The sequence below is a fragment of the Pedococcus sp. 2YAF34 genome (assembly GCF_052114585.1).
GTDB lineage: Bacteria > Actinomycetota > Actinomycetes > Actinomycetales > Dermatophilaceae > Pedococcus.
Genome location: NZ_JBFRFA010000006.1, coordinates 116,679 through 138,708, shown reverse-complemented (window position 1 = coordinate 138,708; position 22,030 = coordinate 116,679). Strand labels below are relative to the sequence as shown.

General features: G+C 73.2%; 23 protein-coding genes. 10 read left to right on the top strand and 13 right to left on the bottom strand.

Features of this window, described 5'->3' with window-relative positions:
• The 8 genes from AB4Z02_RS05570 to AB4Z02_RS05535 form a co-directional block, all read right to left on the bottom strand.
• Positions 1–189 (bottom strand): hypothetical protein (locus AB4Z02_RS05570; RefSeq protein WP_441969931.1); only part of this gene is annotated, 189 nt, incomplete at its 3' end.
• A complete protein-coding gene (locus AB4Z02_RS05565; RefSeq protein WP_056883098.1) occupies positions 186–533 on the bottom strand; it encodes a TadE family type IV pilus minor pilin in 348 nt (115 codons plus the stop codon). The genes AB4Z02_RS05570 and AB4Z02_RS05565, both read right to left, overlap by 4 nt.
• Before the next feature lie 14 nt (positions 534–547).
• Positions 548–742 carry a DUF4244 domain-containing protein gene (locus AB4Z02_RS05560; protein ID WP_082590233.1) on the bottom strand — a complete coding sequence of 65 codons (195 nt, stop codon included), beginning with the start codon at positions 740–742 and terminating at the stop codon, positions 548–550.
• A 174-nt stretch (positions 743–916) separates the two neighbouring features.
• Positions 917–1,564 carry a type II secretion system F family protein gene (locus AB4Z02_RS05555; RefSeq protein ID WP_441969928.1) on the bottom strand — a complete coding sequence of 216 codons (648 nt, stop codon included), beginning with the start codon at positions 1,562–1,564 and terminating at the stop codon, positions 917–919.
• A complete protein-coding gene (locus AB4Z02_RS05550) occupies positions 1,561–2,271 on the bottom strand; it encodes a type II secretion system F family protein (RefSeq protein WP_441969926.1) in 711 nt (236 codons plus the stop codon). Before AB4Z02_RS05550 ends, AB4Z02_RS05555 begins: the two co-directional genes overlap by 4 nt.
• The gene (locus tag AB4Z02_RS05545) at positions 2,268–3,425 is read right to left on the bottom strand and encodes a TadA family conjugal transfer-associated ATPase (RefSeq protein ID WP_056883094.1); all 1,158 of its coding nucleotides are present in this window, start codon (positions 3,423–3,425) and stop codon (positions 2,268–2,270) included. Before AB4Z02_RS05545 ends, AB4Z02_RS05550 begins: the two co-directional genes overlap by 4 nt.
• Positions 3,422–4,159, bottom strand: coding sequence for a hypothetical protein (locus AB4Z02_RS05540; RefSeq protein ID WP_441969924.1), 738 nt, complete (start codon positions 4,157–4,159; stop codon positions 3,422–3,424). Before AB4Z02_RS05540 ends, AB4Z02_RS05545 begins: the two co-directional genes overlap by 4 nt.
• A gap of 735 nt (positions 4,160–4,894) precedes the next feature.
• Positions 4,895–5,743, bottom strand: coding sequence for a Fic family protein (locus AB4Z02_RS05535; protein WP_441969922.1), 849 nt, complete (start codon positions 5,741–5,743; stop codon positions 4,895–4,897).
• A gap of 35 nt (positions 5,744–5,778) precedes the next feature.
• On the opposite strand from AB4Z02_RS05535, the gene AB4Z02_RS05530 reads away from it, so the two are divergent.
• The 7 genes from AB4Z02_RS05530 to AB4Z02_RS05500 all read left to right on the top strand — a co-directional run bounded on the left by AB4Z02_RS05530 (position 5,779) and on the right by AB4Z02_RS05500 (position 12,742).
• Positions 5,779–6,981: a sensor histidine kinase gene (locus tag AB4Z02_RS05530; RefSeq protein ID WP_235531380.1), complete on the top strand. Its 1,203-nt coding sequence runs from the start codon at positions 5,779–5,781 to the stop codon at positions 6,979–6,981.
• A 9-nt stretch (positions 6,982–6,990) separates the two neighbouring features.
• Positions 6,991–7,815 carry a LytR/AlgR family response regulator transcription factor gene (locus AB4Z02_RS05525; RefSeq protein ID WP_082590227.1) on the top strand — a complete coding sequence of 275 codons (825 nt, stop codon included), beginning with the start codon at positions 6,991–6,993 and terminating at the stop codon, positions 7,813–7,815.
• A gap of 34 nt (positions 7,816–7,849) precedes the next feature.
• Positions 7,850–8,236 (top strand): hypothetical protein, encoded by a 387-nt coding sequence (locus AB4Z02_RS05520; RefSeq protein ID WP_441969920.1) that lies wholly within the window; start codon positions 7,850–7,852, stop codon positions 8,234–8,236.
• Between the two features lie 4 nt (positions 8,237–8,240).
• Positions 8,241–9,770, top strand: coding sequence for a sodium/solute symporter (locus AB4Z02_RS05515; RefSeq protein ID WP_056883090.1), 1,530 nt, complete (start codon positions 8,241–8,243; stop codon positions 9,768–9,770).
• A gap of 215 nt (positions 9,771–9,985) precedes the next feature.
• Complete coding sequence (locus AB4Z02_RS05510; RefSeq protein ID WP_441969917.1) at positions 9,986–10,318, top strand: DUF485 domain-containing protein; 333 nt, start codon at positions 9,986–9,988, stop codon at positions 10,316–10,318.
• Complete coding sequence (locus tag AB4Z02_RS05505; RefSeq protein WP_056883088.1) at positions 10,315–11,961, top strand: solute symporter family protein; 1,647 nt, start codon at positions 10,315–10,317, stop codon at positions 11,959–11,961. The genes AB4Z02_RS05510 and AB4Z02_RS05505 overlap by 4 nt, the downstream gene beginning before the upstream one ends.
• Before the next feature lie 145 nt (positions 11,962–12,106).
• On the top strand, positions 12,107–12,742 hold the full coding sequence (locus AB4Z02_RS05500) for an AMIN-like domain-containing (lipo)protein (protein WP_441969915.1): 636 nt from the start codon (positions 12,107–12,109) through the stop codon (positions 12,740–12,742).
• A gap of 91 nt (positions 12,743–12,833) precedes the next feature.
• Here the strand turns inward: AB4Z02_RS05500 and AB4Z02_RS05495 are convergent, their stop codons facing one another.
• Positions 12,834–13,670, bottom strand: a complete 837-nt coding sequence (locus tag AB4Z02_RS05495) for a hypothetical protein (RefSeq protein ID WP_441969913.1) — start codon at positions 13,668–13,670, stop codon at positions 12,834–12,836.
• A 140-nt stretch (positions 13,671–13,810) separates the two neighbouring features.
• Here AB4Z02_RS05495 and acs point away from each other — a divergent pair, with 140 nt between their 5' ends.
• Positions 13,811–15,784, top strand: a complete 1,974-nt coding sequence (acs, locus tag AB4Z02_RS05490) for an acetate--CoA ligase (protein WP_056883086.1) — start codon at positions 13,811–13,813, stop codon at positions 15,782–15,784.
• A gap of 161 nt (positions 15,785–15,945) precedes the next feature.
• Positions 15,946–16,389 carry a ferritin-like domain-containing protein gene (locus tag AB4Z02_RS05485; protein WP_056883085.1) on the top strand — a complete coding sequence of 148 codons (444 nt, stop codon included), beginning with the start codon at positions 15,946–15,948 and terminating at the stop codon, positions 16,387–16,389.
• Between the two features lie 23 nt (positions 16,390–16,412).
• Here the strand turns inward: AB4Z02_RS05485 and AB4Z02_RS05480 are convergent, their stop codons facing one another.
• Positions 16,413–17,210 (bottom strand): glycerophosphodiester phosphodiesterase family protein, encoded by a 798-nt coding sequence (locus tag AB4Z02_RS05480; protein WP_441969910.1) that lies wholly within the window; start codon positions 17,208–17,210, stop codon positions 16,413–16,415.
• 121 nt (positions 17,211–17,331) lie between these two features.
• A complete protein-coding gene (locus AB4Z02_RS05475) occupies positions 17,332–18,126 on the bottom strand; it encodes an IclR family transcriptional regulator (protein ID WP_441969908.1) in 795 nt (264 codons plus the stop codon).
• 90 nt (positions 18,127–18,216) lie between these two features.
• On the opposite strand from AB4Z02_RS05475, the gene aceB reads away from it, so the two are divergent.
• Positions 18,217–19,824 (top strand): malate synthase A, encoded by a 1,608-nt coding sequence (aceB, locus tag AB4Z02_RS05470; RefSeq protein ID WP_441969906.1) that lies wholly within the window; start codon positions 18,217–18,219, stop codon positions 19,822–19,824.
• A gap of 58 nt (positions 19,825–19,882) precedes the next feature.
• Here aceB and AB4Z02_RS05465 read toward each other — a convergent pair whose 3' ends face one another.
• Complete coding sequence (locus AB4Z02_RS05465; protein WP_441969904.1) at positions 19,883–21,196, bottom strand: guanine deaminase; 1,314 nt, start codon at positions 21,194–21,196, stop codon at positions 19,883–19,885.
• The gene (xdhC, locus tag AB4Z02_RS05460) at positions 21,193–22,029 is read right to left on the bottom strand and encodes a xanthine dehydrogenase accessory protein XdhC (protein WP_441969902.1); all 837 of its coding nucleotides are present in this window, start codon (positions 22,027–22,029) and stop codon (positions 21,193–21,195) included. Before xdhC ends, AB4Z02_RS05465 begins: the two co-directional genes overlap by 4 nt.
• Position 22,030 lies beyond the last annotated feature (1 nt).

Sequence of the window (22,030 nt, the reverse complement as noted above, 5' to 3'; positions counted from 1 at the left end):
CCCCAGGTCGGCCGCCGCCCGCGCCCTGTGCGCGGCCCCGGCGGCCGAGGCGAGCGCCAGCGCCGCCACGAGCAGCATGACGAGCACCCCCGCGCCGCCGAGAGTGGCGACCGTCGCGCTGCCGGCCTCTCCGAGCCGCCGACGTCGCGTTCCTGCGCCGGCCCACTTGCGTCGGGTGTCGCGGCTCATGGGACCCCCGCCGGTTGGCCAGCATCCTCGCGGGCCGCCACTGCGGACGAGCGCGGGGTCGCTGCGGACCCCAGCCAGCCCAAGGCTGCCGGTGCCGCCCCGCGCACCGACACCTCGACGACGTCTCCCGACCCGCCCAGCGCGAACTCGGCGCCCGCGGGTGCCAGAGGTCGGCCGAGAGCCAGGGCATCCCCGTCGGAGTCGCCGCGAGCCAGGGCTCGAGCCGTGGCGCGAGCAGCGTCGATGCACCGGAGCTGGTCCATGGCCGCCGTGACCGCCGACAGGGCCAGCACCAGCACGAGGAGCAGGGCCGGGATGGCCACGGCGAACTCTGCTGTCACCATCCCGCCCTCTCCTCTCAGCCTGCCGCGCCCAGGGCTGCGGTGATGACCGCGGCGAGCGCCGACTTCACCCCGCCGGACCGCACCACCGCCAGCAGCACCGCGGCGAACGCGCATGCCGCGAGCGTGCCCACCGCGTACTCCGCGGTCGTCATGCCCGCCTCGGCGCCCTGCCGGACCCGTGTGAACCGTCGTGCCAAGTTGCATCTCACGTCGCACTCCTTCAGTTGGTGACTGGTGACTCGGGGACCGTGCGCCCCCACTGCTCCCAGTCCAGCGCCGGCCGAGCGCACGAGCCAGAGCCGGCGACGGCGCTGTGGACGGGGTGGACCGACAGGAAGGGGTGTGGACACCCGTCCCCGCGCGGGAGTGCCCTGAGCAGGCGGTCACCGCGAACCCTCGATGACCGTGCGCGCGAGCGCGAGGACCACGGGCACGACGGCCGTGCAGGCGAAGGCGGGAAGGAAGCCGAGCCCCAGGGGCAGCACCAACAGGACGCCTGCGCGCGAGGCCCGCCGCTCCCGGTCGCGCTCGAGCTCCTCGCGCAACCGGAGCGCCGCCTGCTCGACGAGGGAGGCCGGGGCGGCGCCGGTCTCGTCGGCCACCACCCACGCCAGCTCGGCAGGGCGCCACACGTCACCGGCGTAGGACCAGGCCTCCCGCGCCGGGCGGCCCCAGCGCAGGGCCGCCACGACGGCGGACAGGTCGCGGGCGACCTCGTCCCCTGCCCCGGGTCGCACCTCGTCGAGGGCCTCGACGAGACCGAGCCCCGCCCGCAGTGCGAGCGCGAGCAGGACCAGCGTGTCGGCGACCTGGTCGACCGGGGCCTGCCCGTGAGCGCTCCTGCGAGGGCGCAGGCGAGCGGCGAGGCGGCTCGTCGGGGCGGAGCCTCCGAGACCCCGCGACGACCCCGACGACCGCGGCGACCGCGGCGACCGTTCAGGCGATCGTGACGGCGACCGCGACGGTGGCCGGCCCGGCCACAGCGCCACGGCCAGGACGGCGAGCGTGGCCGCGGCGACGCCGAGGGTCACGCAGCCGCCCTGGCGAGGATCGCCCGGCTCCATGACCAGGCGACGAAGGCCAGGACCAGTCCGAGCCCAAGACTCGCCAGAGCCAGCGGCGACTGCAGGTAGAGCTCCCGTGGAGCGACCCCGCAAGCCAGGCCGACGACGGGCCCACTCAGGGGCAGCAGGGTGAGCACCATCATCGAGGCGCGTGGTCCGGCAGCCGCGCTCGCGAGGCGCTGACGGGTGCGTTGACGAGCCCGCAGCACCTGCTCGGCGGCACCGAGGGCATCCGCGAGGGGCGCGCCCGTCCGCTCGCTGAGAGCCCAGGCCCGGGCCACGAACGCGGCTGCCTCCCCACCCGCCTCGTAGTCGCGCCAGACCTCGGACACGTCGTCGCCGGTCCGCCCCGCATCGACGAGGCGAGAAGTGAGCTCACCCACCACCCGGTCGTCGGCGACAGCGGTGGCGGCTGCGGCGATGCTGGAGGCCGGCGAGACGCCGACACGAAGTGGTGCAGCCACGAGCGACAGGAGCTCGGCGAGCCCGGCCTCCACCTCCCCCGGGCTCGCGACCACCGTCCGACGTCGCCCCGCCGCAGCAGAACCCGGACCGCGCGAAGCCGTCCCGCGACCGTCCCGAGCGGCCCGAGCAGCCCTGACCCGCGCCCCGGGCCCGGGCCACAGCAGGACCGACGACACCACGAGCGCCACCACGACAGGTATCCAGCTCACCGCCCCGCCCCTCCGGCGAGGTGGTCCAGCAGCGGCCAGCCCGGACCCCTCGAGCCGGTGACGGCGTCCACGGCCACCTCGCTGACGACCTCGGCGCCGGTCCAGCGCAGCACCGAGACCGAGGACACGCGTCGACCGGCAGGGCCGCGTTCGACGTGGACGACGACCTGCAGGGCGCTCGCGAGCTGCCGTTGCACGGCATCGCGGGGCAGCCCGGCCAGCGCCCCGAGGGCGTCGAAGCGGGAGGGGACGTCGGCGGGAGCATTCGCGTGCAGGGTGCCGCACCCGCCCTCGTGCCCGGTGTTGAGCGCAGCAAGCATCTCCCGGACCTCCGGCCCGCGGACCTCCCCGACGACCAGGCGGTCCGGCCTCATCCGCAGCGCCTGACGGACGAGATCGACGAGCCCCACGGCACCGTGGCCCTCGACGTTGGCGCCGCGGCCCTGCAGCCGCACGACGTGCGGGTGGGCGATGCAGAGCTCGCGGACGTCCTCCACGACGACGAGCCGCTCAGCCGCCGGCACCTCGGCCAGCATGGCGGCGAGCAGCGTGGTCTTGCCGCAACCAGTGCCACCGGTGACGACGTAGGACAGGCGCCGATCGACCACAGCGCGCAGCAGCCGCTCCACGGCGGGGGTGAACATGCCGGTGCCGGCGAGCGAGGCCAGGCCGTCGGCGCGGGCCCGGGCCGCCCGCAGGCTCACATGGGCGCCCCCGTCGACCAGCGGCGGGAGGATGGCGTGCAGGCGCAGGCCACCGGGCAGCAGACCGTCCACCCAGGGCTGGCTCTCGTCGAGCCGGCGCCCTGCCAGTCCCGCGAGCCTGACCGCGAGCCGCCGCGCAGCAGCAGGGTCCGGCAGGTCCAGCGGCCAACGCTCCAACCCTGCTCCGCGGTCTGCCCAGACCGAGCCGTCGCCGTTGACGAGGACGTCGGTGACGGTCTCGTCGTGCACGAGGCCCTCCAGCGGGCCCAGGCCGAGCACCTCGGCCGCGAGCGCCTGCCTCGCCGCCCGCGCACCGTCGAACCCCAGGTGCACCGCACCGGTGGTGGCCACCGCTTCGACACCGTCCTCGTCCGGCGACTCTCCTCGGCGGATCCGCGCCGCGATGCGGTCCGCCTGCGCGACTCCACCACCGCCGTCGACGGGCGTCATGCCGGGACCCCGACCAGACCGCACTCGAGGACCACCTGGTCGGCGGTCGCGCTCACGGCTCCGCCGGCACGGCTGCCCGGAGGCCGCCCACGGTCCGCGTCACTGACGGTCCTGGGGTCGTCCCGCAACACCCCCGCCAGCGGCAGGTCGAGGTGCGCTGCCACCTCCTCCGGGCCCACCTGTTCGCGACGCGCCGCGCGCAGCACGAGGCGCACGACCGCTTCGCCCGAACCCGCGAGGCCGGCGGCACACGCACCGGCGTCGGCGAGCTGGCGTGCCGACGAGCCGCAGACGAGCACCACGTCCGTGCAGAGCGAGGCCCACCGGGGCGACGTCCCCAGGTCCAGCACGGTCAGTCCACACACCCCCGACAGGGCCGAGACCCCTTCGACCACGACCGGGTCGGGCAGCGCCAGCCCTCCGCCGACGGGGCCGTGAGCAGGCGCGTCCCGCGAGCTCCCTGCGGCCAGGAACCGCACCGGTCCCTCCGCCGGGAGGGCGACCAGCAGGTCGGCCCCGTCGATCCGGCCCCGAGCGCCGGCGAGGTCTGCCCACCGCAGCCCGGGCAGGTGCTCGACGCAGGCGGTCACGTCCACGCCTCCAGCCCCGAGGACCAGGTCGACACACGCCACCGCCCCTACCAAGGGTGCAGCGCGCAGGGCGAGGGCGACGGCCAGGGTCGAGGTGCCGAGGCCCCCCGAGGCTCCGATCACTCCGACGACGCGGTGGCTCATGGCACCCACCTTTGCCCGCGGCACACGCAGGCGTGCCCAGCCGGGTCAGCCCCTGTGGACGGGCCGCCTCGCGGACCGCCGGCTGTGGACAGCCGGGAGCGGTCGGTCGACGAGGGCCGCTGGGGGCAACGGCGGCCGGCGAGGGGGCAGCCGGCGAACCGTCGGGGAAAAGGGGACGGCCCCGGTCGGGGGGACAACCGGGGCCGTCGACGCGCCGTGCTCCGGGGGGGAGGAGCAGGTGCGCCGGTCCGCTCTACCCTCGCGGGGAACGAACACGATCATCGTGGACCATCAAGCGTTCAACCGCAACTCGTCTGCCGAACTTCGGTGGGTCGTTCTTCAGGCTCGGTTCAGGTGGTCGGCCCCAGTGCCGCCGAACACCAACAAACGTCCGCAACCGACATGACGATGGCACCCCGCCGGAGCGGGGTGCCATCAACCGTGACCCTCCTCGGGTGACCAGGCGTGCTTCGTGTAGTTGTCGCACCGGGACGAGCCCGTCACGATCGGTCCACCAGTGGACTGCCCGCGCGTGGGTACCCGAGTCGGATCACGGTGGTCGTCGGACTCGCGTGCGTCGACGTCACTTCAGGTGTACTCCGGCGCGCAGCCAAAGTGAACCCTTGACTTTCCTGCCCCGCCGGGCGTTCGTGGGCCGTCGCGGCGTGTCTCCCGGACTACCCATCGGTACGCAGCCCGGCCGGGCCAGCAGGCCCCAGGTGCCCGGGTCAGCCGCTACGTCAGCCGGCCGGCCCGGACCGCGTCGCAGATGTCGGACCCCTGCTCGGCGGCGGCCACGAGGGCGGAGGCGCAGTGCTCCAACCACAGGCCCACCCCGGCCCGTGACCCGGTGCCGTATGCCGCGAGCGCGCCGAGGTAGGCGGGCCCACCCTGCGTGGCGTGCCCGGCCTCGGTGACGGCGACCCCGGTGGGGTCGAGGCCGCGTGCCTGGACGATGGCCCGCTCCAGGGCGCGGGCGACGACGCCGTTGCCGCGCACGAACGGCCGCAGCACGGCCACCTCGGCGTGCGCCACCGCGGCGACCACGAGCGCGGGCACCCCGTCGGCCGCGGCCACCGTCAGGACCCGCACGAGGCCGTCGAGCCGCGCCCGCAGCTCCTCGGCCTCCGGGGCCGGGCCCAGGTCGGCCAGCTCGGTACTGGTCTCCCCTGCGACGCGCGGGCGCCCCAGCTGGGCGTCGTCGACGAGCCCGGAGGCGGCCGCGACGTGCAGCCGGGCGAGGGCCTGCAACGGCGCAGTGGCCACCAGCGAGCGGACGTGCTCGCTCTCCGCGGTCGCCTGCACGGCGCCTCTGGCGACCTGCTCGACGGGGTCGGGCTCGAGGGGCCAGCGAGCCGCTCCGCGCATGACGTCGCGCACGAGGTCGAGGGGAACGGTGGCACCCTCGAGCGCGGCGCTCGCCTGCGCACCGCGTACACGTGACTCGGCGGAGGCCTCGGGGATCCGGCGCCGCAGCGCCTCGTGCCAGCGCAGCTGCTCGCACGCGGTACGGGCTGCGGCGACGCGCTCGGAAACGCCGGGGAGGTCGGCGAGGGCACGCAGGGCGTCGGCGGGGTCAGGCACGACCAGCAGCCTAGGGTTCGTCCTAGAGTGCGCATGTGTCGGGCAGCTTCCACCTCCCCACCGCCATCGTGGTCGCCGGCGGGATGCTGCTCACCTACGCCCTGCTGCGGCTGCTGCGGCACGGCCGGAGCGGCTCGCGCGGGTTCGTCTCCGACGTCGACCACGCGACGCATGCCACCCTGCACACCGCGTCCCTCGCCGCCCGGCACCTGCAGGACGGCCTGACGCCGGAGGGCACCGCGAAGGCCGCGCGCCACCTGCGCCAGCTGCTGGGCGCGCCCGCGGTCGCCGTCACGGACGCCGCCTCCCTGCTGGCGTGGGACGGCGCGGCCGACCACCACGCGGCCCACGCCCGGGCGGACGCCGAGCAGGTGCTGCGTACCGGGCACACCATCGTCCTCGGCCCCGGCGAGGTGACCTGCTCCGATCCCGACTGCCCGGTCCGGGGCGCCGTCGTGGCACCGGTGGTGACCGGCGACCGGGTCGTGGCGGCCATCGCCGCATACGGTCCGCACGCCTCAGCAGGGCTCGCGCGGGCCACGGAGGAGGTGGCCGGCTGGATGGCGACGCAGGCCGAGCTCGCCGACCTCGGGCACCAGCGGACGCGGGCCATGGAGGCCGAGCTGCGCGCGCTGCGGGCCCAGATCAGCCCCCACTTCATCTACAACTCCCTGGCAGCGATCGCCTCGTTCGTGCGCACCGACCCCGACCGCGCGCGCGACCTGCTGCTGGAGTTCGCCGACTTCACGCGCTACGCCCTGCGCCGCGGGGGCGCCTTCACGACGCTGGCGGAGGAGCTGCGCAACGTCGAGCGCTACCTCGTGCTCGAGCAGGCGCGGTTCGGTGACCGGCTGCGCATCTCCCTGCTCATCGCCCCCGAGGTCCTCCCGGTCACCGTGCCCTACCTCGCGATCCAGCCCCTCGTCGAGAACGCCGTGCGTCACGGGCTGGCCGGCAAGGAGGGCGGTGGGCACATCAGCATCGTCGCCACGGATGAGGGCGCCGAGGCGGGCATCAGCATCGAGGACGACGGCGTCGGGTCCGACCCGCAGGCGATCCGCACGGTGCTCGACGGGCGCTCGGGCGCCGACCACGTCGGGCTCGGCAACGTCGACGCGCGGCTGCGCCAGGTGTACGGCGACGAGTTCGGGCTCGTGGTCGAGACGGCTCCCGGGGCGGGCACCAAGGTGAGCTTCCGGGTGCCCAAGTACGCCCCCGGCGTGCACGCCACCACGTAGGCTCTGGCCATGGCTGGCGCCCCCTCCGGCGAGCCGGAGCCCCGCCGCCCGCGCGACGCCACCGTCGGCCCCGCGGGCACTGCCCTGCGCGCCCTGGTCGTCGACGACGAGCAGCCCGCCCTCGAGGAGCTGAGCTGGCTGCTGCGCCAGGACGAGCGGATCGCCCAGGTGCGCACGGCCGGCAGCGGGGCCGAGGCGCTGCGGGCCCTGGAGGCCGGCGACATCGACGTGGTGTTCTCCGACATCTCGATGCCCGGGCTCGACGGCATGGACCTCGCCCGTGTCATCGCCCGCTTCACCGAGCGCCCCCAGGTCGTCTTCGTCACGGCCCACGACCAGCACGCGGTCGACGCCTTCGCCGTCGACGCCGTCGACTACGTCATGAAGCCGGTGCGCCCCGACCGGCTCTCGGAGGCGGTACGCCGCGTGGTCGCCTCGGTGGAGCCCGTCGCCACGGGCACAGGTCGCGGGTCGGCAGCACCGGCCGACGCGGACGAGACGATCCCGGTGGAGCTGGCCGGCGTCACCCGCTTCATCACCCGCAGCCAGGTGCGCTACGCCCAGGCGCAGGGTGACTACGCCCGCCTGCACACGCCGGCCGGTTCGCACCTGGTGCGGATCCCCCTCAGCACTCTCGAGGAGCGTTGGGCGGCAGCGGGTTTCGTGCGCATCCACCGCAGCACCCTGGTCTCCCTGGCCCACGTCCGGGAGGTGCGGATGGAGCACGGCCGGTGCAGCGTCGTCCTCGACGACGTCGAGCTCCAGGTGAGCCGCCGGCACACCCGCGAGCTCCGCGACCGGCTGCTGCGTCCGGCAGCCCGGGTCGACCAGTGACCCGGTGAGTCCTCGAGGCCCTGGCGACGTGCCGGTGGACGACGTCGAAGGCTCTGCACCCCTACGGGTCCGGGTCACCAGCACCCGGCGGGACGCCACCCTGCGCGGCGACGTGCGCCCCCTGACCCGCGAGATCGACGAGCAGAGCAACCTCGGCGAGGTCTACATGTCCGGGCTGATGTCCGCCCAGCTCCGGCTGGCGGGGCTGGTCCTGGCCTTCGGGGCGGTGGGGCTCGGTGGCCTGCCGCTGCTCTTCCTGCTCGTCCCTGCGACCCGGACGCTCGAGATCGGCCGGGTCCCGTTGCCCTGGCTCGTGCTCGCGGTCGTCGTCTACCCCGTCGCGCTCGTCGTCGCCCGCTTCTACGTGCGCCAGAGCGAGCGCATCGAGGCCGAGTTCTCGGCCGCGGTGGGGCGCCGGTGAGGCTGTGAACACCGCATACGGTCTCGTCGCCATCGCCCTCGTCTGCACGGTGACGCTCGCCATCGGGGCGTTCGGGCTGCGGCTCTCGCGGACGACGAGCGACTTCTACGTGGCCGGCCGCACCGTCACGCCATACCGGAACGCCAGCGCCATCGGCGGCGAGTACCTCTCTGCCGCAAGCTTTCTCGGCATCGCGGGGCTGGTCTACACCAACGGGCTCGACATGCTCTGGTTCCCCGTCGGCTACACCGTCGGCTACGTCGTGCTGCTCGTCCTCGTGGCCGCACCGCTGCGCAGGTCCGGCGCCTACACGCTGCCCGACTTCGCCGAGGCACGCCTCGAGAGCACCGTCGTCCGCCGGCTCTGCTCGGTGCTCGTCGTCGCCATCGGCTGGCTCTACCTGCTCCCCCAGCTGCAGGGCGCCGGCCTGGCGCTGGGCGCGGTGACCGGGGCGCCGAGCTGGGTGGGCGGGCTGGTCGTGGCGTTCGTCGTCGTGGCCAACGTCGCGGCCGGCGGCATGCGCTCGATCACCCTCGTGCAGGCGGTGCAGTACTGGGTCAAGCTCACCGCGATCGCCGTGCCGGCGTTCGTGCTGCTGGCGATCTGGCTGCGCGACGGCTCGCCCGCGCCGGCCATCGCCGCGCAGGGCACGGGGTGGGCCGAACCGCTGGGCGGCCTTGCAGGACAGGGCCACCCGGTCTACTCGACCTACAGCCTTTTGCTGGCCCTGGCGCTCGGGACGATGGGGCTGCCGCACGTGCTCGTCCGCTTCTACACCAACCCCGACGGCCGCGCGGCCCGTCGCACGACCCTGACCGTGGTCGCCCTGCTCGGCGCGTTCTACCTCTTCCCCCCGCTGTACGGCGTGCTGGGCCGCGTCTACCTGCCGCTGCTGCCCGACGGCGTCGCCCCGGACACGCTCGTCCTGCGGCTGCCCGGGGTGATGACGCCGGGGACGGGCGGCGAGCTGCTGTCGGCGGTGCTGGCGGGTGGCGCCTTCGCGGCGTTCCTGTCGACCGCCTCCGGCCTGACGATGTCGGTCGCGGGGGTGCTCGACCAGGACCTCCTGCGGCGACGGCTCGGGCGCGTCACGGGCGACGACTTCACCGTGGTGCAAGGGTTCCGCCTCGCGACCGGACTGGCGGTCGTGGTGCCGTTCGTCGCCTCGCGGGTCGTCGAGCCGGTGGGGCTGGCCACGATGGTGAGCCTGGCCTTCGCCGTCGCCGCGTCGACGTTCTGCCCGCTGCTCGTCCTCGGCTCGTGGTGGCGCGGCCTGAGCACCGTCGGGGCGGCCTCGGGACTGGTGGTGGGCGGCGCCTGCGCGGCCACCGCGGTGGCCGCGACGGTGCTGGCAGGCCCCATACCCGGCTGGTCGGGAGCCCTGCTCGGCCAGCCCGCGGCGTGGTGCATCCCCTTGGCGTTCGCCACCGCCGTCGTCGTCTCCCTGGCCACACCGGGACGCGTCCCGCGGCACACCGCACGCACCATGGTCCGCCTGCACACCCCCGAGGACCTGGCGCTCGACCGCGACTGAGTGGCGGCCGAGGTGCCGTTGGTCGCGGCCGGGCGACCGTTCGGCGCAGGACGAGCGTCCACCCGCCGACCGCACACCCCGTACGGCGCGGGGCCCCGCGCCGTACCTCCCGCACCGGTGTCGTCCCCGTCACAGTGGCGCACGGGCCGCCCACCACGGCCACTGCGGTCGTCTCGCACGCCGGCCGCGCCACGTCAGCCACCTGGAGGTGTCCCGTGAGCAACGACGCTCGCACGGATCACGACCCCTTCGTCGACCTGCAGGGGTCGCCGGAGTTCGACGAGCTGCGGACCCGCTTCCGCCGGTTCGTCTTCCCCCTCACCGGGCTGTTCCTCGCCTGGTACTTCCTGTACGTCCTGCTCTCCACCTACGCGCCGGGGTTCATGGGCACCAAGGTGTTCGGCAACATCAACATCGGCCTCATCCTCGGCCTCGGGCAGTTCGTCTCCACCTTCGTCATCACGATCATCTACGTGCGCTGGGCCGACAGGGAGTTCGACCCGCGCGCGGCTGCGCTCGCCAAGACCATCGGGGAGGACCACCGATGAGCGCCCCCACCGCCGTTCCCGCGCTCGTGCCGGCCGCCACCAACGTGGGCAGCCCTGCTCTCAACATCACGATCTTCGGCATCTTCGTCCTCATCACGCTCGGGATCGTCATCAGGGCGTCGAAGAACAACCGCAGCGCGGCCGACTTCTACGCCGGTGGCCGCGCGTTCACCGGCCGGCAGAACGGCATCGCCATCGCCGGTGACTACCTGTCAGCGGCGTCGTTCCTCGGCATCGCGGGAGCCATCGCCCTCAACGGCTACGACGGCTTCCTCTACTCGATCGGGTTCCTCGTGGCCTGGCTCGTGGCGCTGCTGCTCGTGGCCGAGCTGCTCCGCAACGCAGGCAAGTACACGATGGCCGACGTCCTGTCGTTCCGGCTCAAGCAGCGTCCGGTCCGCATGGCCGCGGCGATCTCGACGCTCGCGGTCTGCTTCTTCTACCTGCTGGCGCAGATGGCCGGCGCCGGCGGCCTCGTGGCCCTGCTGCTCGGCATCGACGACAAGGCCGGCCAGTCGCTGGTCATCGCCGTCGTGGGCGTCCTGATGATCGCCTACGTCCTGATCGGCGGCATGAAGGGCACGACCTGGGTGCAGATCATCAAGGCGGTCCTGCTCATCATCGGCGCTGGCGTGATGTTCCTGTGGGTGCTCGGCAAGTTCGGGCTCAACCTCAGCACGCTGCTCGGCGACGCCGTCCAGGCCTCCGGTGGCAAGAAGGTGCTCGACCCGGGTCTGCAGTACGGCAAGAGCGGGCTGACCAAGGTCGACTTCATCTCGCTGTCGCTGGCGCTGGTCCTCGGGACCGCCGGCCTGCCGCACGTGCTCATGCGTTTCTACACGGTGCCGTCCTCGCGCGAGGCCCGGAAGTCCGTGGAGTGGGCGATCTGGCTCATCGGCATCTTCTACCTGTTCACCCTCGTGCTCGGGTACGGCGCCGCCGCCCTCGTGGGCCCGAAGGCGATCGCCGCCGCGCCGGGCAAGGCCAACTCGGCCGCGCCGCTGCTCGCCTACGAGCTCGGCGGGGAGCTGCTGCTCGGCATCATCTCGGCGGTCGCGTTCGCGACGATCCTCGCGGTCGTCGCCGGCCTGACCATCACCGCGAGCGCCAGCCTCAGCCACGACATCTACAACTCCGTCATCAAGGAGGGCACGGCCTCGGCCGAGGACGAGGTGAGGGTCGCCCGCATCACCGCGGTCGTCATCGGCATCTTCGCCATCCTCGGCGGCATCCTCGCCAACGGGCAGAACATCGCGTTCCTCGTCGCCCTCGCGTTCGCCATCGCGGCGTCCGCGAACCTGCCGACGATCCTCTACTCGCTGTTCTGGCGGCGCTTCAACACCCGGGGCGCCCTGTGGTCCATCTACGGCGGGCTCATCACGGCGCTGACGCTGATCGTCTTCAGCCCCGTGGTGTCGGGCAAGCCGGTCGACGCAGCCACGGGCAAGTCGCTGTCGATGTTGCAGGGCACCGACTTCCACTGGTTCCCGCTCGACAACCCGGGCATCGTGTCCATCCCGCTGGCGTTCGTCCTGGGCTGGCTCGGGACCGTGACCAGCAAGGAGCACAACGCCGCGAAGTACGCCGAGATGGAGGTGCGCTCCCTCACCGGCCACGGTGCCGAGAAGGCGACCACCCACTAGGTGACGCGGGTCCGGCGTCGCGCCCGACCCGCCCGCAGACCACGGTGCCGCGTCCCCGCACAGGGGGCGCGGCACCGTGCACGTGAGCCGCGGTCAACCACGGCGGGCACGAGGACGTCATTGGGGTGTCCGAAGGGAGGACGCCATGCACACCACCCACCGCACGACCCGCCTGACCGTCCGGTCGCTCGTCGTCGCCGCCGCGCTCGGGGCCATCCCCGTCACCACCACCCTCGCCGCCCCGGCGACCGCGACCACCACTGCGGCCACCACCGCGACCACCACTGCGACCAGCACGGCCACCACGGGCGCCGTCACGGCGCCGTACTGCGGCATCACCTGGGGGTCGCTCGCCAAGTCCAACCGCACCATGGCCGCGGGACCGGTCACCGGCGTGAGGTCCGGACGCCACCCCTGCTACGACCGGCTCGTCGTCGACCTCAAGGGAAAGCCGGCCGGCTACACCGTGAAGTACGTGACCAACGTCTACACCGAGGGGCAGGGCAAGCTGGTGCCCCTGCGGGGTGGCGCCAAGCTGCTCGTCGTCGTCAACGCCCCGGCCTACTCCCCGAACGGGTCCGCGTCGTTCACGCCGCGCAACCCCAGGGAGGTCGTCGACGTCACCGGCTACACGACGTTCCGGCAGGTCGCCTGGGCCGGCACCTTCGAGGGCTACACCTCGATGGGCCTGGGGGTCCGGGCGCGGCTGCCGTTCCGGGTCTTCCGGCTCGACGACGGCACCACGAGCCGGCTCGTCATCGACGTCGCCCACCGCTGGTGACCCCACCGGCCGACGACCAGCCGGGCGCGCGCGGAGCCTTTCCGAGCACGGCGTACCGCGCCGGGGTCCGAGGTTGGTCGTCCGCCGGTCGTCAGGCCGTGGAGGAGTTACGCCGCCGCAGGACACCGCGCCCGACCCTGAGCGCGACGACGACGAGGGCCAGCACCGCGGCGGCGACGTACCAGCGCGTGGAGGAGGTCAGCAAGGCCTGCGAGTGCGTCCACCACTGCGTGCGCACGAAGTCCCACGCGGCGTCGGCGACCGAGCGCGCCTGCTGGCCGACCGGGACTCCCCCGCCGCCTGGGCGCACGAGGTCCCAGCCGTAGGACAGGGCCCTGCCGAGGAGGGCGAACACCAGCCAGGTCAGCACGAGGCGCACGAGGCTCAGCAGCGTCGGCGCGACGCGCTGCCAGGTCGCCACGGCGAACGGCAGCGCCAGGGCGAGCGCCAGTGCCAGGCCGCGGGGCCAGGTCGCCGGCGAGAGCCCCGCGACGACCGCCAGCACGGTCGCCGCGGCGAGCGGGCCCTTGGAGCCACGCGCCCCGAGGAGGATCCCGGCGAGGGCGGCGCTGCCGAGGAGGGCCGCCAGGACGGCCTGCTCGTGCGGGTAGCGACCGGTCGGGGTGTCGACCAGCCACCCGAGCCCGCTGGCGAGGACGACGACCAGCAGCCTCGGCCACGGCGAGCGCACGACGAGGGAGACGGACGCTGCGGCCGCGGTGGCCCCCAGGAAGAGGGCGTCTCCGGCGAAGACGTCGAGGGGCAGGTGCGGCCAGGGGCGCAGGCCGAGGAACCCGACGGGCCACCACAGTGCCGCCCCGAGGAGGATGGAGACGTACGGCCAGGCGCGGCGGCGCAGCAGAGGGCGTGCAGGTGCCGCGGGCGTGGGACGGGACCGGTCCGACGTCGTCGTCGTGGTGGTGGACACGGCCTGCAGGCTAGCCGCTGGGCGAGGCCCGGGGGCCGCCGGACGCCCCCGCCGACCGCTCCCCTTGCAGACCGGACCGGTATGCGGGTTGGCTGGGAGCAGCAAGCCACCGATGTCTTCACCCCTTCCCAGGAGGAACCGTGTCCGAGAGCGGGACCACAACCCCGACCACGAGCCAGTCGACGGAGCGGGACCTGTCACCCTCGCCCGAGCTCGCGGCCCAGGCCAACGGCACGGCAGAGCTGTTCGACCAGGCCGAGGCCGACCACGAGGGTTTCTGGGCCACCCAGGCGCGCGAGCGGCTCACCTGGGCCAAGGACTTCGACAGCACGCTGGACTGGAGCGGGGCGCCGTTCGCCAAGTGGTTCGTCGGTGGTGAGCTCAACGTCGCCCACAACTGCGTGGACCGGCACGTCGAGGCAGGCAACGGCGACCGCGTCGCCATCCACTTCGAGGGCGAGGGCGGGGACACCCGCACCATCACCTACGCCGACCTGCAGAAGGACGTGGCCAGGGCGGCCAACGCGCTGGAGTCGCTCGGCGTCTCCAAGGGCGACCGGGTCGCGATCTACCTGCCGATGATCCCCGAGGCCGTCGTCGCCATGCTGGCCTGCGCCCGCATCGGCGCACCCCACTCGGTGGTCTTCGGCGGCTTCTCCGCCGACGCGCTGCGCACCCGGATCACCGACGCCGAGGCCAAGGTCGTCATCACCGCCGACGGCCAGTTCCGCCGCGGCAAGCCGGCGCCCCTCAAGCCCGCCGTCGACGCCGCCGTCACCGGTGAGAGCCCGGTACACAAGGTCGTCGTCGTCAAGCGCACCGAGGGCGAGGTCGCGTGGGACGACGACCGCGACGTCTGGTGGCACGACGTCGTCGACGGCGCCAGCGACCACCACGAGGCAGTCCCCCACGACAGCGAGCACCCGCTGTTCATCCTCTACACGTCCGGCACCACGGGGAAGCCCAAGGGCATCTTCCACACCACCGGCGGCTACCTCACCCAGGCGGCGTACACGAACTCGGTGGTGCACGACGTGCACCCGGAGAGCGACGTGTACTGGTGCACCGCCGACATCGGCTGGGTCACCGGCCACAGCTACATCGTCTACGGCCCGCTGGCCAACGGTGCGACGCAGGTGATCTACGAGGGCACCCCGGACACCCCGCACCAGGGCCGCTGGTGGGAGATCGTCGAGAAGTACAAGGTCTCGATCCTCTACACCGCGCCCACCGCGATCCGCACGTTCATGAAGTGGGGCGACGACATCCCCGCGAAGTTCGACCTGTCGTCGCTGCGCGTCCTCGGCTCGGTCGGCGAGCCCATCAACCCCGAGGCGTGGCTCTGGTACCGCAAGCACATCGGCGGCGACTCCGCCCCGATCGTCGACACGTGGTGGCAGACCGAGACCGGCGGCATCATGATCAGCCCGCTGCCCGGCGTCACGACGCTGGAGCCCGGCTCGGCCCAGCGCCCGATCCCCGGCATCAGCGCCGAGATCCTCGACGACGAGGGCCAGCCGCTGCACGACCCCGAGGCCGTCGGCTACCTGGTCCTGACCAAGCCGTGGCCCGGGATGCTGCGCGGCATCTGGGGCGACCCGGAGCGCTACCGCGAGACGTACTGGTCGCGGTTCGGCGAGAAGTACTACTTCGCCGGCGACGGGGCCAAGTACGACGAGAAGGGCAACATCTGGCTGCTCGGCCGCGTCGACGACGTCATGAACGTGTCCGGCCACCGCCTCTCGACCGCGGAGATCGAGTCGGCGCTGGTGTCGCACCCGTCGGTCGCCGAGGCCGCGGTCGTCGGCGCGACCGACGAGACGACGGGCCAGGCGGTGTGCGCGTTCGTCATCCTCCGCGGCGGAGCCGAGGACCACGGCGACGAGACGGTGCAGGAGCTGCGCAACCACGTGGCCAAGGAGATCGGCCCGATCGCCAAGCCGCGCCAGATCATGGTGGTGCCCGAGCTGCCGAAGACCCGCTCGGGCAAGATCATGCGCCGCCTGCTGCGCGACGTGGCCGAGAACCGCGAGGTCGGCGACGTCACCACGCTGGCCGACTCCTCCGTGATGAACCTCATCAAGGAGGGCATGGGCTCCGGCAAGGAGGACTGAGTCCGACCCGGTCCTGGCCCCTGCCCGCATCGATGCGGGCAGGGGCTCGCCGTGCTCGCGGCCGTCGTTCGACGAGGCACCACCACTCCAGCTGTGTCAGGGTCGAGGCACGATGTCCCGCGCCCGGCGCGGGACCCGCCGAACACGAAGGAGCACGGTTCATGTCTGCTGACGAGAAGGTCGCCAAGGAGCTCGTGGAGACCCTCAAGGACGGCCGCACGGGGTTCGCGTCCGCCGCCGAGAAGCTGCGTGACAGCGACCGCCCCGAGGTGGCCGCGACGCTGGAGCGCCTGTCGGAGCAGCGCGCCGCGTTCGCCCGCGACATCGTGGCGATGGGGCACGAGTACGGCGACGACGTCGACAAGAGCGGCACCGTCACGGCTGCCCTCCACCGCGGGTGGCTCTCGCTCAAGGACGCCCTCACCGGCGACGACGCCTCTGGCGTCCTCGGTGCCGCGGTGACCGGCGAGGACCACGCCGTCTCCGAGTACGACAAGGCCCTCGAGGACGACCTCAGTGAGGGATTCCGCTCGGTCGTCCAGCAGCAGCGCGCCGCGATCGTGGCCGCCCGCGACGAGGTCAAGGCCCTGCAGCTGACGTCCTGACCGCAGGTCGGCACGCACGGAGGTCAAGGCGCCGCAGCAGGCGTCCTGGCCTCCGTCGCTGCCGGTATGGGGGACCACTGGCCCCGGGCGATGAGCACCTCGCGCAGCAGGTCCGGGCGGTCGGTGATGATGCCGTCGACGCCGGCGTCGAGCACGCGCCGCATCGCGACCGGGTCGTCGACGGTCCACACCACGACCCGCACACCGATGCGGTGGGCTCCCTCGACGAGGCGCTCGACGAACACCGGCACGCGGCCGAGCCGCAGCGGCACGTGCGCGAACTCCGCCGTGGCGATCCGGGGCGAAGGCCTCCTGCCCGTCCGCGAGGCGGACACCAGGGCCGACAGGGAGCGCCAGCCGAGCGCCGTCCGCACGCCAGGCACCTCGCGCCGCACTGCGGCGAGGGCACCGTCCCAGGTCCCGGCGACGCACACCCGGTGCCGGAAGTCACTGCGCCGCAACACCTCCACCAGCGGCCGGATGGCAGCGCGGTCCTTGAGGTCGACGGTGAAGCTCGCGTCGGGGAAGGCCTCGAGCGCCTCCAGCAGGGTGGGGACCGGCTCGGTCCCGTGCACCCGTACGCCGCGCAGCTGGGAGAGCGTCCGGCGCCTCACCGCCCCGCGGTGGTCGGTGGCCCGGTCGAGGGTGGCGTCGTGGAAGCACACGAGGTGCCCGTCCGCGGTCAGCCGCACGTCGGTCTCGAGGTAGCGGAACCCCAGAGCCGTGGCGAGGCCGAAGGCTGCGAGCGTGTTCTCCGCGGCGAGGGCGGCCCCACCGCGGTGGGCGAGGGCGAGGGGCGTGGGACCGGAGCCGTAGGCCATGCGCCCAGCGTGCCGCCCTTGCGCGGTCCTCGGGCGCGGAAAGCCCTGCGCGCCACCAGTGTTCACCGTAGGGGAGGCCAACGTTCGCCTCCCTCGCTGGGAACTTCCACCGAGGGAGGGGTCAGGCGGCCCCGCCGGTTCCTCGCACCTGGGCCGCGATGGCCTCGGCGGCGCGGTGCAGCGGGCCCGTCGCCCGGGCCACGAACTCGTCGGTCACGCGGGTCACGGGTCCGGACAGCGACAGGGCGAGGCGTTGCGGGGTGTCGGGCACCGCGACGGCCACGCACCGTACGCCGACCTCCTGCTCGCCCTCGTCGAGGGCGTAGCCACGCCGCCGGGTGCGCTCGAGCTCGGCCGCGAACTCCTCCGGCGTGGTGATCGTGTGCTCGGTGCGAGCCGGCATCCCGGTGCGCGCCAGCAGGGACCGCACCTGGTCGGGGTCCATGTCGGCCATGATCGCCTTGCCCACCCCGGTGGAGTGCGGCAGGACGCGGCGGCCGACCTCGGTGAACATGCGCATGGAGTTGCGCGAGGCCATGACCTGCCCGACGTAGACGACCTGGTCGCCGTCGAGCATGGCGAGGTTGACCGACTCCCCGAGCTCGTGGGCCAGCTGCTCCATGTGGGGCCGCGCCCAGCGCCCGACCATGCGCGACGTCGTCTCGCCGAGGCGGATCAGCCGCGGGCCGAGGGAGTACTGGCGTGACGCCTCCTGCCGCACGTAGCCGAGGTCGACGAGCGTGCGCACGAGGCGGTGGATGGTGGGCAGGGGCAGCTGCGCGTCGTTCGCGAGCTGGGAGAGGCTGATGACGCCCCCGGCGTCGGCCATGGTCTCGAGGATCGCGAAGGCACGCTCGAGCGACTGCACCCCGCCGGTCTTGGCCGGGGCGTCCAGGACCGGGCCGTCGTTGCTCATATATCTCTCCCCACCCGGCGAATGAGAAGAAGATTCCGTATCATGGAACTATCCTAGTGCACCGACCCCGACAGTGAGGATGAGCCACCGATGTCCGCCATCACCGTGACCGGAGGCCCGGTCGAGCGCAGCGACGAGATCCTGACCCCCGACGCCCTCGACTTCCTCGCCGAGCTGCAAACCCGGTTCGGGCCACGGCGTGACGAGCTGCTCGCCGCCCGCCGGACCCGACGGGAGCAGGTGTCCCGGACCGGTCGTCTCGACTTCCTCGAGGAGACCCGCGAGGTGCGCGAGGGCGACTGGAAGGTCGCCGAGGCCCCGGCCGACTTCGGCGACCGCCGCGTCGAGATCACCGGCCCCACCGAGCGCAAGATGGCGATCAACGCGCTCAACTCCGGCGCGAAGGTGTGGCTCGCCGATCTCGAGGACGCCAACACCCCCCACTGGGCCAACGTCGTCGGCGGCCAGGCCAACCTCAAGGACGCGGTCCGCCGCACCATCGCCTTCACCTCCCCGGAGGGCAAGCAGTACGCCCTCAAGGACCCGTCCTCGACGCCGGTGATCGTGCCCCGGCCGCGCGGGTGGCACCTCGACGAGCAGCACCTCCAGCTCGACGGCAAGCCGCTCGTCGGGGCGTTCGTCGACTTCGGTCTCTACTTCTTCCACAACGCCACCGAGCTGCTCGAGCGCGGCAGCGGCCCCTACTTCTACCTCCCGAAGATGGAGTCCCACCTCGAGGCCCGGCTCTGGAACGACGTCTTCACCTTCGCCCAGGAGCACGTCGGCGTGCCATACGGGTCGATCCGCGCCACCGTCCTCATCGAGACGATCCCGGCCGCGTTCGAGATGGACGAGATCCTCTACGAGCTGCGCGACCACGCCGCCGGCCTCAACGCCGGCCGCTGGGACTACCTGTTCTCGATCATCAAGTACTTCCGTGACGCCGGCCCGGAGTTCACCCTCCCCGACCGCAACGCCGTGACCATGACCGCGCCGATGATGAAGGCCTACAGCGACCTGCTCGTGAAGACCTGCCACCGCCGTGGCGCGTTCGCGATCGGCGGGATGGCCGCATTCATCCCGAGCAAGGACCCTGAGGTCAACGAGCAGGCGTTCGCCAAGGTCCGCGCCGACAAGGAGCGCGAGGCGGGTGCCGGGTTCGACGGGTCGTGGGTGGCCCACCCCGGCATGGTCGAGCTCTGCAAGGAGGTCTTCACCGAGGTGCTCGGCGACTCTCCCAACCAGCTGTCCAAGCAGCGCAACGACGTGTCCGTCTCCGCCGACGACCTGCTCGACGCCGGCAGCACCCCGGGCGACCGCACGGAGCAGGGCCTGCGCGGCAACATCACCGTCGGCATCGCCTACCTGCAGTCGTGGCTGCGTGGCAACGGCGCGGTCGGCATCCACAACCTGATGGAGGACGCCGCGACCGCCGAGATCTCGCGCTCCCAGATCTGGCAGTGGCTCAACAACGAGGTCACCCTCACCTCCGGCGAGAAGGTCACCCGCGAGCTCGTCGACCGCCTCGTCGAGGAGGAGTACGCCGCGCTGCGCGAGTCCGTGGGCGCGGAGGCGTTCGCGCAGGGTGAGTGGGAGGCCGCGCGCCGGCTGTTCGTCGAGTGCGCGATCGACCCCGACTTCCCCGACTTCCTCACGCTGCCTGCGTATGCCGAGGTGCTGGAGCTCGAGAAGGCCTGACCCTGATCTGCTGCCCCACACGACGACGCCCGCCCCGACGCCGGGGCGGGCGTCGTCGTCAGCGGGTGGCGGGGCGGCGGAACCGTCCGGCAGCGACCTGGTCGCCGCCGACCCACACACCCTCGATGTCGGTGGTCGTGCCGAGGGCGAAGACCTTGGCGAGGGCGTCCAGCGTGGAGCGGGCGTTGCCGAGGCCGACGTCCAGCGGGTTGCCGGCTTGGGGCAGCACCCACACGGCGTCGAACTGCTTGCCCACCGACAGGTCGCCGACGGTGTCAGCGAGGCCCAGGGCGTCAGCACCCGACGCCGTCGCCAGCCACAACAGGTGGGCCGACGTCAGCGGCACACCCTCGGCTCCGAGGAGCTGCTGCATGAAGTACGCCTGCAGCCCCTCCTTGAGCAGCGAGAACCCAGTGCCCGCACCGACATCCGAGCCCAGGGCCACCCGGACACCGTGCTCGAGGTGGCGGCGCAGCGGGAACAGGCCGCTGCCGAGGGCAGAGTTGCTGGTCGGGCAGTGCGCCACCGAGGCACCCTGGCTGGCGAGCAGCGCGAGCTCCTCGTCCACCGGGTGGACGTTGTGCGCCAGCACGGAGTTGCGGTCGACGAGTCCATGGTTGGCGTAGGTGTGGACGTAGTTCGTGCCGCCGAACAGCCGCCGTACCTCGGCGACCTCGAAGAGGTTCTCGTTGACGTGCGAGGTGAACCACGAGCCCTGCACCTCCTTGAACGTCGCAGCGCACGACTCGAGCATCGCGTCGCTGGCGGAGAAGGAGAATCGAGGCGTCACGGCATACCGCAGGCGTCCCCGGCCGTGCCAGCGCTCGGCGAGGCCGCGCGCCTCCTCGTAGGCCCGGTCGGGGGTCGACAGGAGCTCCGGGCGCAGGCTGCGGTCCGAGACGACGAGCCCCGTGGTGACGCGCAGCCCGGCGAGGTCGGCGGCCGCGAACATCGCGTCGACGGCCGTGGCGAAGTGCGACCCGAACACCAGGGCGCTCGTGGTGCCCGCGTCGACGAGGCCGGTGACAAAGTCGCGGGCCACGCCCTTGGCGTAGGCGACGTCGGCGAGCCGGGCCTCCTCGGGGAGGGCGCACTGGTCGAGCCAGTCGAGCAGCGGCATGCCGAGGCCGCCGATGACGCGCACCTGCGGGTAGTGCACGTGGGTGTCGACGAAGCCCGGCAGCAGCATGCCGCCGGGCAGCTCGATGACCGTCTCCTCGGGATGGTCTGCGCGCACGGCTGCAAACGGGCCCCGGGCCCGGATGACCCCTGACTCGTCGACGACGATGCCGCCGTCCTCCTCGGCGCGCAGGCCGGCGCCGGTGAACGGGTCGACCGGCGTGTCGACGATGCGGGCGCGGTAGAGGGTCACGTCGTCACGCCCTCTCGGGCGGCAGGGGCGCTCGCGCGCTCCGCCTCGAGGACACGCACGAGGTCTGCGGCCACGCTGACCGCGATGGTCGCCGGCGCCTTGCCGGCGAGTCCGGGCAGGCCTATCGGGGTGGTGATCCGCTCCAGGTCGGCCGGCGAGTGGCCCTCTGCCGCAAGACGCTGCCGGAAGCGGCTCCATTTCGCCGACGACCCGATGAGGCCGATGGAGGCAAGGTGGCCGCAGCGCAGGGCCGTGTCGCACAGCGCTGCGTCCTCGGCGTGGTCGTGGGTCATGACGAGCACGTGGGTGCCTCGCGGCACCTGCCCGAGGACCAGCTCGGGCACCGGCGCGTGGTGCACGTGGACCCGCGCGACGGCGTCGTCGAGGACGGCGAGGCGGGATGCGGTGACCTGGTCGGCGCGGGAGTCGACGAGGTGCAGCTCGAGGTCGTGCCGGGCGAGGATCCGCGCCAGCTCGAGGCCGACGTGACCCATCCCGAAGACGGCCACGGAGGGAGCGACGGCCAGGGGTTCGAGCAGGACGACCACCTCACCGCCGCAGCACTGCTGGCCGTGCTCGACCGGGGCGCGCTCGTTGAGGGCGAGCTCGAGCTGCTGGGGCGTGCGGACCCCGTCCGCGAGCATCGCGCGGGCCCTCGCCACGGCAGTCGCCTCGAGGTTGCCGCCGCCGATGCTGTCCCACGCGTCGTCGACGGTGACGACCATCTTGGCCCCGGCCTCGCGAGGAGCGTGGCCGCGGACGGACACGAGGGTGACCAGCACGCCGGCGCGGCGCTCACCCCGTAACCGCTCGACGGCTGCGAGCCAGTGCACC